This window comes from Paenibacillus sp. AD87 (assembly GCF_001659845.1).
Lineage (GTDB): Bacteria > Bacillota > Bacilli > Paenibacillales > Paenibacillaceae > Paenibacillus > Paenibacillus marchantiae.
The window spans coordinates 3,899,937-3,915,502 of record NZ_LXQN01000007.1; the positions used below are offsets into that span (position 1 = coordinate 3,899,937).

Genomic DNA, 15,566 nt, shown 5'->3' on the forward strand with positions numbered 1-15,566 from the left:
AGCTACTCTTCCTATTAACAAGGGTTTATTTCCTTTTACAACCTTAGACAACGACATACACTCCAAAAATGGAACTTGACCTGTGGGTCCAAAAACCTATTTTGTGAAGCGAGGTGTCCCGCATGAGAACAGTTGCGGACTATTTGGCAGAAGCTCTGCGTAATTTAGGCGTTACTCATGTCTTTGGTATTATCGGAAAATCCATCTGTCCTGCTGCCCTGAAAATGGTCGATTACGGTTTGGAATTCATTCCAGGTCGCCATGAATCCAGTTCAGGCTTTGCCGCATCGGGCTATGCCCTCCAAACAGGGAAACTGGGTGTGGCCTTCGCCACTTCTGGTCCGGGCGGAACCAACTTGCTCACCGCCGCAGCCCATGCCAAGGCCAATAATTTGCCCGTCCTGTTTATTACGGGTCATCAATCCATTCAGGAATTGGGACTTCCGCAATGTCAGGACTCCTCTTCCTACTTGGCTGATCTGGCGGAGATGTTCCGTCCTGCCACGCTATTCAGCAAGCTTGTGGAGCGCGGCGATCATTTCAGCACCATATTAAATCATGCCCTTTCCATTGCACTCGGTCCCAACAAAGGTCCGGTCCATCTCTGTCTTCCGTTTGATGTACAAACCGAACAGCTCGCTGACTTCCGGGTTGTAATCCCGGAGCCAGAACCCCTGATTAGCGTATCCAACCTGAATCGTATCCTTCCCTTACTTCAACAGTCCAGTCATCCTTTAATTATTGCAGGCAAAGGCGTCATTCGCGCCAGAGCCCATGATGAATTGCTCCATTTTGCCGAACATTTCAATATTCCTGTCATTACTTCTCCTGGAGGTAAAGGTGCCATTGCCTGGGATCATCCCCTTTATCATGGGCCCTGCGGTGTCGGCGGCTTCCCTCATGCAGATGAACTGCTGAATCAAAGTGATCTCTATATCGTACTCGGTTCACGTCTGAGTGATATGACGATCTGTAATTTGAAACCTGAAAACCATCCTACACATCTGATTCAATTTGACGCTGATCCTACATTCGTTGGTAAAATACTTAACGCTCAAACCTTACATATCACCGGCGACTTGAAGGATAATCTACAGTTTTTGCTCGGTACACTGACAGAACAACCTATTGTTCCAAAAGAAACGACAACTGTGGATTACACCGTACCTCTCCCGGATCTGCCGAACCTGTCCCTGGCTTCCGTGCTGGAAGAAATGAGTGAACTGCTTCCATATGATCATAAGCTGTTTGTAGATGATGGGAGTCATGGTTTTCATGCGGTTCAACGATATAAAGTCAAGAAACCCGGCAGCTTTGTGTTTGACGCCTACTTTGCCTGCATGGGTAATGCCATCGGCATGGCTATTGGGGCCAAGACTGCTGCACCGGAAGAAACCATCGTATGCATTACAGGTGACGGATGCTTCATGATGCTTGGAACCGAGATTAACACCGCTGTATGCAACAATCTGCCTGTCATCTTCATCGTCGTGAACAATAAACAGCTGGATATGGCACTGAAAGGCATGGAAAAAACAACAGGTCGAATAGATGGCACTTTATTTGAGGTTCCTGTGGATGCAGCAAAGTTTGCTGAATCTCTCGGCGCTGTTGCTTTTCGGGCAGAAACACGGGCCGAATTCACCTCTGCTCTCCAGACCGCGCAGCAGCTGAACCAAGTTACTGTAATTGAGCTTCTTACCGATCGCGACGAGATTCCACCCACGGCTCACCGTACCGTGACTTTGAATTAGGAGGAACATAGCATGAGTGAACAAGTGACTCAAGGATTGGAGCGTTTTGCAAAGCTTTCGGGTGAATATGGTGCAAAAGCATTGGCACCGATTAAGGATCAGTTCCCTGAGCTCGCCGAGTTTATTATGGGAACGGCTTACGGGGATATTTTTCAACGTACAACCATTACCGATCAATGGAAGGAAGTTGCGATTATCTCCTCACTGATCTCACAGGGGCAGTATGAGCAGTTGGGGGTTCATTATACGATGGCGCTAAGTGTCGGTGTAACCGTAGATCAACTCAAAGGAATTTTGCTGCATCTGGCACCTTGTGTTGGCGCACCGCGGATCATCAGTGCTTTTAATATATTGCTCGCTACACTGGATGAAATCCAATAATTCACTCTTCTACATTTTTATACACGATTCGACTTTTTTATTGATCTTATTACATCTCTACCTTTATAATATGGTTAAATTATCCTTCGAATCCGCCTACATCTCAGAAGCATTCAGCGAGGGCCTCAAGGCCTATGTCTTGGTGAGCGGGATAGCCTTAACTCATTTAAAGGAGAGATAACAATCATGGGAAGTTTTATACTGAATACTGACGTTCCGAACAAGGTGTTGAACATTGAACTGGAGGGCTCTTTCTCTCAAGAAGACGGTTTACGTTCCATCTCGGCATATCAGGACACGATCGCTCCGATTAACACCAAGGAGTATGAGCTGAATATTGATTGCAAAAAGTTGAATGTTACCGCTCCGGAAATTGTGCCTCTTCTCGAGGGCTGCCTGCAGATGTTCAAAAAAGATGAATATAAAAAAGTGGTGTTGACGCTTGAGAATAATGCCATTCTGAAAATGCAGCTGTCCCGTCTTGGACGGTCTGTCGGACTGGAAAATCTTGAGATCATCTCCACGGTTACGACCTAATAAACCAGGCGGACAAGCTGAGGGTTCACCCATCCGCTCAGGAGGAGAATGAAGATGGCTGGAATTCGTATTGTAGATATCGATATCTATCATCCAACGAACAAGGTGGGCAATGACTTTTATATTGAGCATTTTGATGCAAGAGGTGTAGATATTCGGGGATTGTTAAAGGCACTTGGGCGTGATACACGTTACAAAATTGACAACGATGATGAGAACTCACTAAGCATGGCCTTTGAGGCCGCCAGTAATTTGCTCGAAAAGACCGGACTCACCGGTGCCGATATCGATCTGATTGCTTATGCAAGTCAAACGCCGGAATACATCTTTCCTACGAATTCCTTAATGATTCATCGCCTGATTAACGGGGCATCCCATACGATCTGCATTGATAGCAATGCCAACTGTGCGGGCATGACCGCAGCCTTTGAACAAGTTAGCCGTCAGATGCTGGGCAATCCCAGAATTCGTCGTGCTTTGATTATTGGCTCGGATTACATCGCGCCTCACGCCAGTCCAGATGATCCTGTGTACTTCGCGAACTTTGGGGACGCAGCAGCAGCTGTTATTGTTGAACGGGACGAGCAGGCAGTCGGTTTTATTGACTCGATCTACCAGACTGATACCTGTGTGTACGGCAATTCTCTCTTCCCGGCACAAGGTCTTGCAAAACTAGGCCAAACCGGTGTTGACGCAGGTGCCTTCCATGTAAAATTCATACCGTTTGATGATTCCATCTGTGTAGGCGCTGCCTCTGATTCGATTCGAACTTTGCTAAGTCGTAATGAAATCGGAGCAGATGAGATCAAAGCCGCTTGTTTCTCCCAATTATCCATTGGCAATATACGTGCTGTATCCGAAAACATTGGCATTGACGAAGATATTGCCGTCTACATCGGAGACGAGTTCGGGTACACCTCAACCAGCAGTCCGTTTATTGCATTGCATCGAGCCATTACATCCGGCCAAATTCAGCGTGGTGATAAAGTGCTGTTCTGGACCGTCGGAGCTGGGTGGCAAAATGTTGCCATGGTCGTTGAATACTGAGAGCTTGACACGGAACCCCAAAAAGCAGGGCAGCCTTTTTTAACAAAAAAAGGATGGTCCTGTTTTTTATTATTTTATATTTGAAATGATAACTTACATCGGATAACATATCATCCCCAGTACTCAAAACCAACGAGGAGCATGCTCTAAACGTTCCTTCCATCGCAAAAACCGCTCCCTTGGCAGAGAACGGCAATGAGAATGATATGTTGTCCTCATCAGAAAATCTTCTTTGTCTCCCGATCATCCTTAAGAATCTCGACTGCCTCACGAAAACGCAAGGAATGCACAATCTCCCGTTCTCTCAGAAACTTGAGACTGTCCTGTAGATCCACGTCATCCGTCAGATCGATCAACCACTGATATGTAGCCCGAGCCTTCTCTTCCGCTGCAATATCCTCGTACAAATCTGCGATTGGATCCCCTTTCGAAGCAATGTAGGCTGCTGTAAATGGTACACCGGAAGAATTCGTATAGAACAAAGCAGAATCACGCTGTGCATAGTTCGGCCCAAGCCCCGCTGCTTCCAGTTGCTCCACAGTCGCATCTTTTGTCAATTTATATATCATTGTTGCAATCATTTCTAGATGAGCGAATTCCTCCGTGCCTATATCATTCAACAGCCCGATAATCTTGTCCGGAATTGTATACCGCTGGTTCAAATACCGCAGGGCAGCCGCCAGTTCTCCGTCTGCGCCTCCATACTGTTCCGCCAGCAATTTCGCCATATGAGGATCACATTTGCTAACCCGAACGGGATATTGCAATTTTTTCTCATACACCCACATGCAGACGCCTCCTTTTTCAAATCAAATCCAACCTGTTACGATCCCTCGAGCTCCCGGCCTGGAACACTGCTGCAAGGAAACCCGAGGCTGTTATCTCACACTTGCCAAGGCCATGGCGTCTGGGACCATTCCCACGGATATTTGGAGAAAGCATGCCCAAAGTTCATCAGCGGTCCGTACAATTGCTGAAACTCATGCGCCACCCTCATCCGCTCCTGGCTGAATTTGTTGTATTGCTCGATGCTTTGATAGTCGCCCGGGTGGGTGTCCAGATACAGATTCAGCTCAACCAATACAAAATCCAGGGCCTGAAGTTCCTCCAGCAGCTCATAGTATTTTGCATCACAGGCTTTGGGTGCTTCAGGTTCCATCTGCTTCCACCTTCCTTCCCTTCGAGCTCGCAGGTGTATAAGGACTGTATAAAGCAGGCCACAACGTTCCAATTCTTAAGGCTTCTGCGGGACTGTACTGCGGCCAGCCCATCGGCTGAAATGGGATAAACAATTGCGGAGGAACCAGGTACGTCCGAATCGTCTTCGGTGGACATGGATCAAACGGCCCCACAAAAGGGGCGTAAGCACGAAGCTGCGGATCTGACACAGAACAACGCCTCCTTCATCACTGATTTGGTACATTCGACATCCCTACATTACAAGCTTTCATTTCCCGTCTCTATAACCATATGTCGCTGTCCCCCAAGTTAATCCCATATTTAGCGGAACGCAAAAAAAGACCTTCGAACAACTTACCCCGCTGGGCAGTGTCCAAAGGTCACTTCATTTGATATGGCGGCATATGCATCAATGATTATTTCATCAATACTCAGTCCCTGTTACGTTCACGATCAGCATCCTGCATCGAACCTGGCTCCTGTTCTCCCATTTCCACTTTATCTTCTTCGGGATCGGGTCGCTTATATACTTTCACTCGCGTAATTCGGAGACGGGTGGACTCTTCCACTTCAAAGACATAACCGTTTTGCTCCCGTGTTTTACCTTTGACCGCGCTGCCTTCCAATTCCTTGAACAACCAGCCACCAATCGTATCGACTTCCTCATCCTCAATGACAGCTCCGGTCCATTCATGGACCTCTTCAATCAGGGAACGACCATCGATGGAAAAGGCTTCTCCACTGCGCTCCATATGCGGACGTTCGTCTTCGAACTCATCATACAGATCACCAACGATCTCTTCCAGAATCTCTTCAGCAGTCAGCAAGCCGGCTGTACCGCCATATTCGTCGACCACCAGTGTCATCTGGGAGTGCTTTTTCTGCATCAGACGAAGTACATGACTGATCTCCATCGATTCAGGAACATTCAGAATTGGTCGAACAAGGGCAGCCAGATCATGCTGCTGGGCTGGTTCAGCGAGAAGCAGATCGGTAATGTGGATAAATCCGATAATTTCATCCTTATCCTCAACAGCCACAGGGTAACGGGAATGCTTCGTTGCATTAATGATTTTCAGGTTTTCTTCCAGCGACATATGAGTGTACAGACAGTCCATATCCGTACGCGGCAGCATAATTTCACGTGCCAGCATATCGGAGAAATCAAAGATGTTATCCATCAGTTTGATTTCATCCTTGTCGATGACACCACTCTTCGCGCTCTGCTTCATCAAAATGCGAAGCTCATCTTCCGAATGAGCCTCCCCTTCGCTGGCGGGTTCTATGCCTGCCAAACGCAGTAGTGCATTGGCTGATGCGTTCAGTACCCAGATGAATGGGAAGAAAATTTTATAAAATAGCAGCAACGGTGCGGATAGCAGCAAAGCCACTCCGTCTGTTTTTTGAATCGCCAGAGATTTGGGCGCAAGCTCACCCAGCACAATGTGCAAAAACGTAATGATACAGAAACCGATGATAACCGATACCGTGGATATAAGTCCTGTATCCGCTACACCAAGCTTGAACATTAGAGGTTCGACTAGCAATTCGGAAATTGCCGGTTCACCTAGCCAACCAAGCCCCAGCGATGTCAGCGTGATTCCGAACTGGGTTGCCGATAGATAGGCATCCAATTTACCATTCACCTTCAGTGCATAACCAGCCAACTTATTCCCTTCACTCTGTAATTGAGTGAGGCGTGTTTGTCTAACTTTGACCAGAGAAAATTCCGCTGCGACAAATACACCATTCAAAAATACGAGCAGAAACACACAGACCAGATTAAAAACCAACTGCCCAAGATGAAATTCGGTATGAATACCCAAGTCGAAACTCCCCTTTTCTCTCTATTTCAGGAATACACCTGGAATATCAACGTGTAATTGCTTTTCTTGATTTGAAATCCACACCTTTATAATACATATCTGCCACCAGCAGATTCGGACCGCAGCAAGAAGCAGCATCACAATGACAGTTCACTGTCTGATTCAAAGGATGTTCCGCCGACCACTCATGGAATACGTCATCCAGCTTCCGGTCACGAATGTTGCCAAACGCCGGGATGTCGGCAAAATCGGTAACATACACGTTCCCAGTGAACATGTTCACGTTAACGCGGTTACGACCATCGGGATCATTACGAACCGTCACTTTAGGCTCGCTATACAGGCGGTTGATCAGTTCGCGATCCTGCTCTGCTGCACTGCATGCGAAGAACGGAAGTGTACCAAACAGCATCCACATATCCTTGTCACGCACATCTAACAAACGATGAATTGCTGCTCTCATATGATCAAGGGAAAGCACCGGCAGCGAAGAAGCAAAATTCGAATTATACATCGGATGTACTTCATGACGGACACAGCCCATCTCACGGATCAATTGATGAATGCCCTCAAGCTTGTCATGAGTACGGAAATTAATCATGGACTCCGCAGAGATAAACATGCCCGCTTCACTGAGTTTTTGGGAATTTTCAATCATTTTCTCATACATCTTCACCGCGACTTCCCGTTTTACAGGTCTACCACTGTTGGCAAACCCGACTTGGTGAAAGTCATCGGCATTCAGATAATTGAATGAGATATGCATAACGTCCAGATAAGGCAGAAGCTGCTCGTACCGACGGTAATCCAGCGTCAGATTGGAGTTGATCTGGGTACGAATGCCCCGTTCCTTGGCATATTTGAGGAGCGGAATGATCATCTCATCCACGGTCTTCTGGCTGAAGCTCGGCTCACCACCCGTCAGACTGATCGTCTGAAGGTGCTCAACCTCATCCAGCCTTTTAAGCATCAAAGGTAGCGGAAGCGCAGGTGCTTCGCGCATCGTTAACATATCTCCTACCGCACAATGCTCGCAGCGCATATTGCACAGATGAGTCACGGTCATTTCTACACTGGTCAGCACATGGCGTCCATATGTACGCAAAGAGCCGATCGGATCCCAAGGATCATTAGTCGGCGATAAAGGCATCGGTTCTACCGATCCTGAGTTTAGCATGGTCATTGTTCTTCACCTTATTCCTTTTATTAACCTAAAAAGTTTTATTTACAACATACCCCGTCTGCAACTTTTGGAGTTATCTTTAATCATAGCACAATTTCCTGTGCTCTGGCATGAGCATGCTCTGTCCATCACATGACAAAAAACGCCCGCGTAATATCAAGGCCTTGCTGGCCCGGATATTACGAAATGAGCGTTGACCCATTCTCCATTTGACGTCAGGATATCAAAATAATTCGCCACGCGCTGAAGCTGGCGTAGCGTCTTCCACACCCTCAACACCTGTAATCATAACAGACAACGCTGTAGACAGATCGATCTCGTAGGGTGCACTTAATGTCTGTCCGTCTGCATCCTTGAGAACACGAATACGTGGTCGTTGCGGAATGCGCGTATGGATGTCTGCAACAACCCCGACCTCCCCTGTACTCAGCGTGACGGAGATACCTAAGGGATAAATGGCTACGCAGTCACGGAACTTCTCCAGCATTCGCTGTTCATATAAAGTTCCTGAACCCGTGTATAATACTTCCACAGCTTGATGTGGCAGCAAAGCTTGTTTATATACCCGATTGGTTGTCATCGCATCATACGAATCGGCAAGAGCCAGCCATTTGGCGTACTCATGAATCTCTTTGTCTTTCAAACCAAAAGGATAGCCGCTGCCATCAATCCGTTCATGGTGTTGTAATGCGCAATGGGCAGCAAGGAGCGGTATACCCGGTTCGTCTTTGAGAATACGATGTCCATATGTAGTATGCTGCTGTATGATTTTAAATTCCTCATCGCTCAATTTGGCAGGCTTGTGCAGAATTTCTGGAGCAATCTGTGTTTTTCCAATATCATGTAACAAGGCACCCAGACCAATCTCCATTAATTGCTGGCGGGTATAACCCGATGCCACACCAAGAACCAGCGTATACACACATACATTAAGAGAATGATTATACAGGTCAAAATCACTGGCGTTCATATCCATCAGCATAATCATTGCTTCCTTCTGACTGCCGATGTCCTCCAGAATCGTATTCATTAACCCGCTAAGTGCTTTTCCGAAGTGTGGGATTCGGCTTTTGGTTTTGAGACCCGACATACTTTGAAACTGCTGTTTGATCTCAACCAACGCTCTGCGCCTGGTCTCTTCCTGCAGCATATCCGGAATGATGATATCCTCTGTTGCTGCATCCGAAATATACACATATCCAATCCCCAGGTCCTTCAGACGTCCAATCAACCGACTGGTCAGTTCCACTCCCTCACTAAGCAGAACCAAACCCTCTTCACTATAAATTCGTTTCCCCAGCTTCATGCCAGGCTGCAATAGGTTTATATGTACTAAACGCACAGCCTATCCTCTCCCGCTCCGTAGATGTAATTTCCACTAGCCGCCGCTTCAGCAGAAGGCAAGTACTTGTTAGATTTTATGCCAACGGGATCGCAGGCTGTCATCCAGCGCCCCAGGCCTTTTCAATTCCGTTTCGAGCAGGTCACGTATGAATTCAGGAAGTCGATACGATATATCCGTTCCAAAAGCAAGGGACGGATAACCCACGTTAAAGGTAAACATGTCGAGTGTTCCTACCACATATTCATGTTCATCATGAATCGGCTCGCCCTCAATATATATGGCACGGATTTTCTCATATGGAGGCGAATGGGGGTCATACTCCACATCCATACCATCCATGCACAATGTTCCTAAAATATCCCCGCGAAATCCAAACCCGATAATCGGTTTACGTGAAAATTCTGACAACAGGGACTGCTCCAGAGCCTCCCGAATCTGAATTCCATTCAAGCATATTGTACAGGCATTAATGGGAGATGGACATAGGGAATGTAACATTCCCTTCGTGATATTCCCCTGCGGAAGATTTCCAAGGAGCTGCCCAGCGTTAACAAGAGACAACTGCGCTCCAGTGAACTGCCGAACTGCCTGGGCAAGCAATGACGCAAACGGTGACTCATGATCGTAATCAATGGTCAGCGTCCTGTCCGTAATAACGGCTGTTTGGCCCAGCGCACGCTCAGCTTCCGTCCGGTGTGTATCTATAGCCAGCGATACGCTTTCTTCGAGTAACATGTTCTGGACCGGAACACAGCCGCTGCTCACCAGTGTAAGTTCATTCGCTTCATATTCCCGCTCCAGTACCACCTTACCGAGCCACTGGCCAAACTTGCCTGCCGCTCCAAGCACCGTCTGACCAATGATTAATGGTTCTTCCAGTACATGATGTGTATGTCCGCCCAGAATGACATCGATGCCCTGGATCTGTTCGGCCAATCTGCGATCTGTGGAAAGCCCCAGATGGGACAAGATAACGACTACATCCACCTGAGGACGCAAAGCTTCAACTTGCTCACGCAGCGTCTCTACCGGGTCCAATACATCCCATCCCAACAATTCGTAAAAAGCGGTAAAGGGTGCTGTAGCACCAAGCAAACCGATGCGAAATGGCCCCTTCTCCAAAATGAGAGAGGATTTCATCCAGACTGGTGGCAGGCCTGTAGCCTGGTCCACAACATTTCCACATACAACAGGACACAGAATTCCAGAGTAAGACTGCGCCAGTTGCTCGGATGTAAATGTTAGTCCTTCGTTATTCCCGATCGTTATCGCATCATAACCAGTCAGGTTAATGACATCCACGTTGGCTGCCCCCAAGGTACCCTCCGTCTCAACTGCCATCCGGTCCATATGATCTCCGATATCCACTACCAGAAATTCTCCAGCCTGTTCCTTCTCGTGTCCGATCATGGCGGCGATGGAGCTCATGGAGCCAAAATGACTATGGATGTCATTGGTGTGTAGAATCGTTAATGTTTGCGCCTTCTTAGTGCTCATCACACCGCCTCCCTCATATCGTCGATAACGTACATTCCTCTAATGGATAAGCATAACATTTTCCGCGTCGTTATGATATATTTATAGGGTTTAGAGATTAAAAAGAGGTGAGTAATTTCCATGAAATTAACAATTCAACTATTTGCAGGAATCGCTGAACGTCTGGGCACATCCCTGCTTGAATATGATTATCCCGGAACGGATCCAACTCCTGTGCAATTAAAAGAAAAACTGGGCCTTGCTTACCCTGAAGCGGCTGCTCAAATACGTGTTTCTTTTCTGGCAGTAAACCAGCAGTATGCTTCTGCCGATATTATAATCAAGGCTCAGGATGAACTTGCCTTAATTCCCCCTGTGTCGGGAGGAGATGGTACCCATTTAAATAGTGATGGACATCGTTCTACCCATCCTGAGCATCGTACGGATGACGGATTATTCCTGATCACCCAGTCCTCACTGTCCGTCGAAGCTACAACGGAGCTCGTCATTACGGCAAACCATGGAGCTGCCCTTACCTTTGTTGGCACCACCCGTGAAATGACCGGACAACAACGAACGGTTTATCTTGAATATGAAGCCTATGTACCTATGGCACTTTCTCAGATGGCAGCTATCGGCAGTGAAATCAATGAACGCTGGCCAGGTGTAAAATGTGCGATTAGCCATCGGATTGGGAAGGTAGACGTAGCGGAAATCAGCGTCGTTATTGCCGTTTCCTCCCCTCATCGCAGTGACTGTTACGATGCAAGCCGTTACGCGATTGAAAGACTCAAACAGAATGTCCCCATCTGGAAAAAAGAAATATGGGAAGATGGTTCCGAGTGGAAAGGTCATCAACTAGGACCCTGGAACCCTACAGACAATTAAATAACTAGTCATTCGACCTGTTCGACGGGTGATGAAATTAGTAAATAAGTCGTTGTCAACCCATTTTTTTCTTGTTATTATAATCATATATGTCGATATTAGTCGAGGAAAAGGTGGTTTATACGTGAGAGTGCATGTTACTGATCTTAAAACTGGCGACCTGTTAAAAAATGATGTGTACAACAGTTCGGGTCTCCACATGCTGATGAAAGGTTCCACCCTCAGCGACGATGATATTGCCAAGCTGCTGCAGCACGGAATCGATTACGCAGATGTAGAGCATACAACATCTGACCTCCACTCTGATGCACAAACCTTACCTTCCGATCAAACCCGTCTGTTAACTAACCTGTTTAACGATACGATCAAAGGTACAGAATCTCTGTTTGGACAAGCGATGGAGAAGGGTTTTATTGATGAGACTCAGGTCGATGAAATACTGATAACCCTAACGGGACAGCTTGAAAAACAAAAGGACGTTGTCTCCTTGCTGCTAATGCTTGACGGGGATAACGACTACACCTACAACCATTCCTTACAAGTCGGAATGCTCGCTTTTTATATCGCCGGCTGGATGGGCTACAATCCTGAGGAGTGTCTAACCGTGGCCAAAGCAGGATATCTTCACGATATTGGCAAGTCCAAGATTCCTTCTGAAATTTTACATAAGCCGGGCAAGTTAACGCCCGAAGAATTCGAAGAAATGAAGAAACATACGTTATATGGTTATGAGATTGTCAAAGAGTCCACTCAGGACGAGATTCTTGCAACCGTTGCCCTCCAGCATCATGAGCGCGAGGATGGAAGTGGCTACCCTTACGGACTGAAAGGTGACGAGATTCATCCATTTGCCCGTATAACGGCTGTAGCCGATGTGTACAGCGCGATGACGACTAATCGGGTGTATCAGACCAAGCAGGAATTAATCTCCGTGCTATGCGAATTATACAGCCTCAGCTTCGGCCAGTTGAATGCTGAAGTTACGCAGGAACTCATCAAACACATGCTACCCAATTTTATTGGCAAAAGGGTTCTGCTCACAACCGGCGAAACCGGTCTGATTGTCTTGAACAACCCTGCGGATTACTTCCGTCCACTCGTTCAGACCTCTACAGCCTTCATTGATTTAGCGAAGGAAAGAGATGTAGCTATCGTTGAAATTTATATCCAGTAACCATTAGCATTTAGGTATGCGCAGCAGCAGTTAGAGTAACCCAAGCTCAAGAGAACTTCTTACACGCTTATATTATTTGACGCAAAAAAGGGGAGCCGTTAAGGCTTCCCTTTTTGTATTCCAAGTCGTTAATATCAGATTAAACGCAGAATGCTTTGGTGATGATAACCAACAGAATGAACAGTACCAAGATCGCACCCGTGTTTGTGAACATATTGTATCCGCCTACGCCGCCTACGTTGCCCCCACAGCCATATCCTACTTCGCTCATGTGATTGCCTCCTCTTCATCAGGTATACCCTAACATATGACGTTTGCGTTGGGATGAACCGGGCGAACTGGAAACATTCAATAAATGGTTGTCTGCCTGCTTTTGCCTAAATCAAGCTTCACGTATACTCCTGATCTGTTCGTTAACTTGAGGAACTGGAAGAGACCTTGATTCCCTTCTCCTTGCGATACATAATGACAAGTAATCTCCAAAAGTCATAACTGCCTGTTTCGTTCATTATATATGGTTGGTAGTAATGATAAGCTTCCTCAGCCCAAGACGGACAAGCCATACTGGAAATGCTCTTCTGCTGCTGAATCCAGGCTGACTGGGATTCCAGCCTCTTCTCCATCGCTGTTAATCGTACCCTTTCCTCCGTCGTCATTGGGGTCCCCTCCTGTCCTTCAACCGTCGAACTATATTCAGATTGCAAATATATCCCTGGATCAACAACACCATTTTCACTAGCCGTGTATCCATACGAAGGGGAGCTCGTTTTGCGTACCTCATAATGCACATGCGGACCCGTGCTTTCACCCGTGCTCCCCTGGTTGCCAAGAAGCTGTCCTTGTTTCACTTGCTGTCCAACTTTCACTGCAATTCGGGAAAGGTGAGCGTAACAATGCAAGTAGCCCCTATGATCCTGTACTGCAACCGTAAGCCCGTAACCGCCGAATCCTGAGCCTGTAGCACCTTCCGCAGCAAAACGTACAGTCCCGTCCATAAATGCATGTATGGGCCCATTCCATGGCTCTGTGACGAGATCGATTCCACGATGAAATGTCTGACCGCCAGAAATAGGATGAATTCGATAGCCAAATGAACTCGTAATCCGATATCTCTTAAACGGATTTATGCTCATGTATTCACATCCTTTTCTATCATTAGATGCTTAAATCTAGTAAACGGCTTGTGCTATTGATCTTATTTTATTACAAATAAACCCAGGATAGAGCATCCGAGCGCGTTTATACTGCAATAAAAAAAGATCGAGGGATGAACTCCCTCGATCTTTCTTGATATGCTATTTAGTTCACGTGACACTGATTCAGCATAACTTCGCCACAATCAGAATCGACGTTTCGAAACGGGCCAGGGCAGTTGGATTAACCAATCGACCCTTCCATTTCGAATTTGATCAATCTGTTCATCTCTACCGCATATTCCATCGGCAGTTCCTTCGTGAACGGTTCAATAAAGCCCATGATGATCATCTGTGTTGCTTCTGCATCAGTCAAACCACGGCTCATCAGGTAGAAGAGTTGATCCTCGGACACTTTGGATACCGTAGCTTCATGCTCAAGCATGATGTTATCATTCATGATTTCATTGTAAGGAATCGTATCGGATGTGGACTCATTATCCAGAATGAGCGTATCACATTTGATATTGGATTTTGCACCTTCCGCTTGGCGACCAAAGGAAGCCAGACCACGGTAGGTTACTTTACCACCATGTTTACTGATCGACTTGGATACAATCGTTGATGTTGTATCTGGAGCCAAGTGAATCATTTTCGCGCCTGCATCCTGATGCTGATTTTTACCAGCTACAGCGATAGACAGAACCGAACCTTTAGCTCCGCGGCCTTTCAGTACAACTGCTGGATATTTCATCGTCAGTTTGGAACCGATGTTGCCATCGACCCATTCCATCGTTGCATTTTCTTCAGCAACCGCACGTTTCGTAACCAGGTTGTAGATGTTTGGTGCCCAGTTTTGAATCGTTGTATAACGAACACGAGCATTTTTCTTACAGATGATCTCAACAACCGCACTGTGCAGTGAGTTCGTGCTGTAGATTGGAGCTGTACAGCCCTCTACATAGTGAACGAAACTGTCTTCGTCTGCAATGATGAGTGTACGCTCGAATTGTCCCATATTTTCGGAGTTAATCCGGAAATAGGCTTGCAGAGGCACTTCACATTTTACGCCTTTAGGCACGTAGATGAAGCTTCCTCCGGACCAAACGGCACTGTTCAATGCAGCGAATTTGTTATCTGCTGGTGGAATAACGGTTGCGAAATATTCACGCAGGATTTCCGGATGCTCTCTAAGTGCAGTATCCGTATCCATGAAGATTACGCCCTGATCTTCCAATTCTTTTTGCATGTTGTGGTATACAACCTCGGACTCATACTGAGCCGATACACCTGCGAGGAACTTTTGCTCCGCTTCAGGGATACCCAGTTTATCAAAAGTTTCCTTGATTTCGGAAGGAACCTCTTCCCATGTTTTTCCTTGCTTGTCAGAAGCACGGACATAATACTGAATTTCGTTGAAATCCAATCCGTCAAGATCTCCGCCCCATTTAGGCATCGGCATTTTTTCGAATTGTTTCAGGGATTTCAAACGGAATTCCAACATCCATTCCGGTTCGTTCTTAATTTTGGAAATCTCGGTAACGACTTCTGCAGTCAGACCTTTACCGGTTTGAAAGATGGATTTGTGTTCATCACGAAAACCATATTTATACTCTTCCATTTCTGGTGCTTTTTTAGCCATC

16 protein-coding genes are annotated in these 15,566 nt (G+C 46.6%); 6 read left to right on the forward strand and 10 right to left on the reverse strand.

The genetic code is table 11. From position 1 onward, the window contains the following. Positions 1-122 precede the first annotated feature (122 nt). From gpAD87_RS16995 to gpAD87_RS17010, 4 genes are all read left to right on the forward strand, one after another. Positions 123-1,754 carry a thiamine pyrophosphate-binding protein gene (locus tag gpAD87_RS16995; RefSeq protein ID WP_064639338.1) on the forward strand — a complete coding sequence of 544 codons (1,632 nt, stop codon included), beginning with the start codon at positions 123-125 and terminating at the stop codon, positions 1,752-1,754. Between the two features lie 12 nt (positions 1,755-1,766). Then, entirely contained in the window at positions 1,767-2,135 is a 369-nt protein-coding gene (locus gpAD87_RS17000) for a carboxymuconolactone decarboxylase family protein (protein ID WP_024629113.1), read from the forward strand. Between the two features lie 186 nt (positions 2,136-2,321). Continuing rightward, complete coding sequence (locus gpAD87_RS17005) at positions 2,322-2,672, forward strand: hypothetical protein (protein ID WP_063564300.1); 351 nt, start codon at positions 2,322-2,324, stop codon at positions 2,670-2,672. 54 nt (positions 2,673-2,726) lie between these two features. After that, entirely contained in the window at positions 2,727-3,719 is a 993-nt protein-coding gene (locus gpAD87_RS17010; RefSeq protein ID WP_064639340.1) for a 3-oxoacyl-[acyl-carrier-protein] synthase III C-terminal domain-containing protein, read from the forward strand. A gap of 218 nt (positions 3,720-3,937) precedes the next feature. Here the strand turns inward: gpAD87_RS17010 and gpAD87_RS17015 are convergent, their stop codons facing one another. The 7 genes from gpAD87_RS17015 to gpAD87_RS17045 form a co-directional block, all read right to left on the reverse strand. Continuing rightward, complete coding sequence (locus gpAD87_RS17015; protein ID WP_063564298.1) at positions 3,938-4,507, reverse strand: manganese catalase family protein; 570 nt, start codon at positions 4,505-4,507, stop codon at positions 3,938-3,940. A 95-nt stretch (positions 4,508-4,602) separates the two neighbouring features. After that, positions 4,603-4,878 (reverse strand): spore coat protein CotJB, encoded by a 276-nt coding sequence (locus gpAD87_RS17020; RefSeq protein WP_063564297.1) that lies wholly within the window; start codon positions 4,876-4,878, stop codon positions 4,603-4,605. Further along, positions 4,868-5,107 (reverse strand): spore coat associated protein CotJA, encoded by a 240-nt coding sequence (locus gpAD87_RS17025; protein WP_063564296.1) that lies wholly within the window; start codon positions 5,105-5,107, stop codon positions 4,868-4,870. The genes gpAD87_RS17020 and gpAD87_RS17025 overlap by 11 nt, the downstream gene beginning before the upstream one ends. A 222-nt stretch (positions 5,108-5,329) precedes the next feature. Then, positions 5,330-6,718: a hemolysin family protein gene (locus tag gpAD87_RS17030; RefSeq protein ID WP_442950740.1), complete on the reverse strand. Its 1,389-nt coding sequence runs from the start codon at positions 6,716-6,718 to the stop codon at positions 5,330-5,332. Between the two features lie 52 nt (positions 6,719-6,770). Further along, complete coding sequence (yfkAB, locus tag gpAD87_RS17035) at positions 6,771-7,907, reverse strand: radical SAM/CxCxxxxC motif protein YfkAB (protein ID WP_090808721.1); 1,137 nt, start codon at positions 7,905-7,907, stop codon at positions 6,771-6,773. A gap of 223 nt (positions 7,908-8,130) precedes the next feature. After that, a complete protein-coding gene (locus gpAD87_RS17040; RefSeq protein ID WP_063564294.1) occupies positions 8,131-9,249 on the reverse strand; it encodes an HD-GYP domain-containing protein in 1,119 nt (372 codons plus the stop codon). Between the two features lie 69 nt (positions 9,250-9,318). Further along, a complete protein-coding gene (locus gpAD87_RS17045) occupies positions 9,319-10,749 on the reverse strand; it encodes a bifunctional metallophosphatase/5'-nucleotidase (RefSeq protein ID WP_064639344.1) in 1,431 nt (476 codons plus the stop codon). Positions 10,750-10,869: 120 nt separating this feature from the next. Between gpAD87_RS17045 and gpAD87_RS17050 the strand changes: the two genes are divergently transcribed. Continuing rightward, the gene (locus tag gpAD87_RS17050; protein ID WP_064639347.1) at positions 10,870-11,616 is read left to right on the forward strand and encodes a molybdenum cofactor biosynthesis protein; all 747 of its coding nucleotides are present in this window, start codon (positions 10,870-10,872) and stop codon (positions 11,614-11,616) included. 124 nt (positions 11,617-11,740) lie between these two features. Next, the gene (locus tag gpAD87_RS17055; protein ID WP_063564291.1) at positions 11,741-12,790 is read left to right on the forward strand and encodes an HD-GYP domain-containing protein; all 1,050 of its coding nucleotides are present in this window, start codon (positions 11,741-11,743) and stop codon (positions 12,788-12,790) included. A 139-nt stretch (positions 12,791-12,929) separates the two neighbouring features. On the opposite strand, the gene gpAD87_RS32595 is transcribed toward gpAD87_RS17055, so the two are convergent. From gpAD87_RS32595 to sufB, 3 genes are all read right to left on the reverse strand, one after another. Beyond that, a complete protein-coding gene (locus gpAD87_RS32595) occupies positions 12,930-13,061 on the reverse strand; it encodes a YjcZ family sporulation protein (RefSeq protein WP_208642727.1) in 132 nt (43 codons plus the stop codon). 142 nt (positions 13,062-13,203) lie between these two features. After that, positions 13,204-13,923: a M23 family metallopeptidase gene (locus gpAD87_RS17060; protein ID WP_064639349.1), complete on the reverse strand. Its 720-nt coding sequence runs from the start codon at positions 13,921-13,923 to the stop codon at positions 13,204-13,206. Between the two features lie 244 nt (positions 13,924-14,167). Then, positions 14,168-15,565 carry a Fe-S cluster assembly protein SufB gene (gene sufB / locus gpAD87_RS17065; protein ID WP_024629097.1) on the reverse strand — a complete coding sequence of 466 codons (1,398 nt, stop codon included), beginning with the start codon at positions 15,563-15,565 and terminating at the stop codon, positions 14,168-14,170. Position 15,566 lies beyond the last annotated feature (1 nt).

Coding starts and splice junctions, on each gene's coding strand:
- gpAD87_RS16995 (WP_064639338.1), top strand. CDS start 123: ATGAGAACAGTTGCGGACTATTTGGCAGAAGCTCTGCGTAATTTAGGC.
- gpAD87_RS17000 (WP_024629113.1), top strand. CDS start 1,767: ATGAGTGAACAAGTGACTCAAGGATTGGAGCGTTTTGCAAAGCTTTCG.
- gpAD87_RS17005 (WP_063564300.1), top strand. CDS start 2,322: ATGGGAAGTTTTATACTGAATACTGACGTTCCGAACAAGGTGTTGAAC.
- gpAD87_RS17010 (WP_064639340.1), top strand. CDS start 2,727: ATGGCTGGAATTCGTATTGTAGATATCGATATCTATCATCCAACGAAC.
- gpAD87_RS17015 (WP_063564298.1), bottom strand. CDS start 4,507: ATGTGGGTGTATGAGAAAAAATTGCAATATCCCGTTCGGGTTAGCAAA.
- gpAD87_RS17020 (WP_063564297.1), bottom strand. CDS start 4,878: ATGGAACCTGAAGCACCCAAAGCCTGTGATGCAAAATACTATGAGCTG.
- yfkAB (WP_090808721.1), bottom strand. CDS start 7,907: ATGACCATGCTAAACTCAGGATCGGTAGAACCGATGCCTTTATCGCCG.
- gpAD87_RS17045 (WP_064639344.1), bottom strand. CDS start 10,749: ATGAGCACTAAGAAGGCGCAAACATTAACGATTCTACACACCAATGAC.
- gpAD87_RS17050 (WP_064639347.1), top strand. CDS start 10,870: ATGAAATTAACAATTCAACTATTTGCAGGAATCGCTGAACGTCTGGGC.
- gpAD87_RS32595 (WP_208642727.1), bottom strand. CDS start 13,061: ATGAGCGAAGTAGGATATGGCTGTGGGGGCAACGTAGGCGGCGTAGGC.
- gpAD87_RS17060 (WP_064639349.1), bottom strand. CDS start 13,923: ATGAGCATAAATCCGTTTAAGAGATATCGGATTACGAGTTCATTTGGC.
- sufB (WP_024629097.1), bottom strand. CDS start 15,565: ATGGCTAAAAAAGCACCAGAAATGGAAGAGTATAAATATGGTTTTCGT.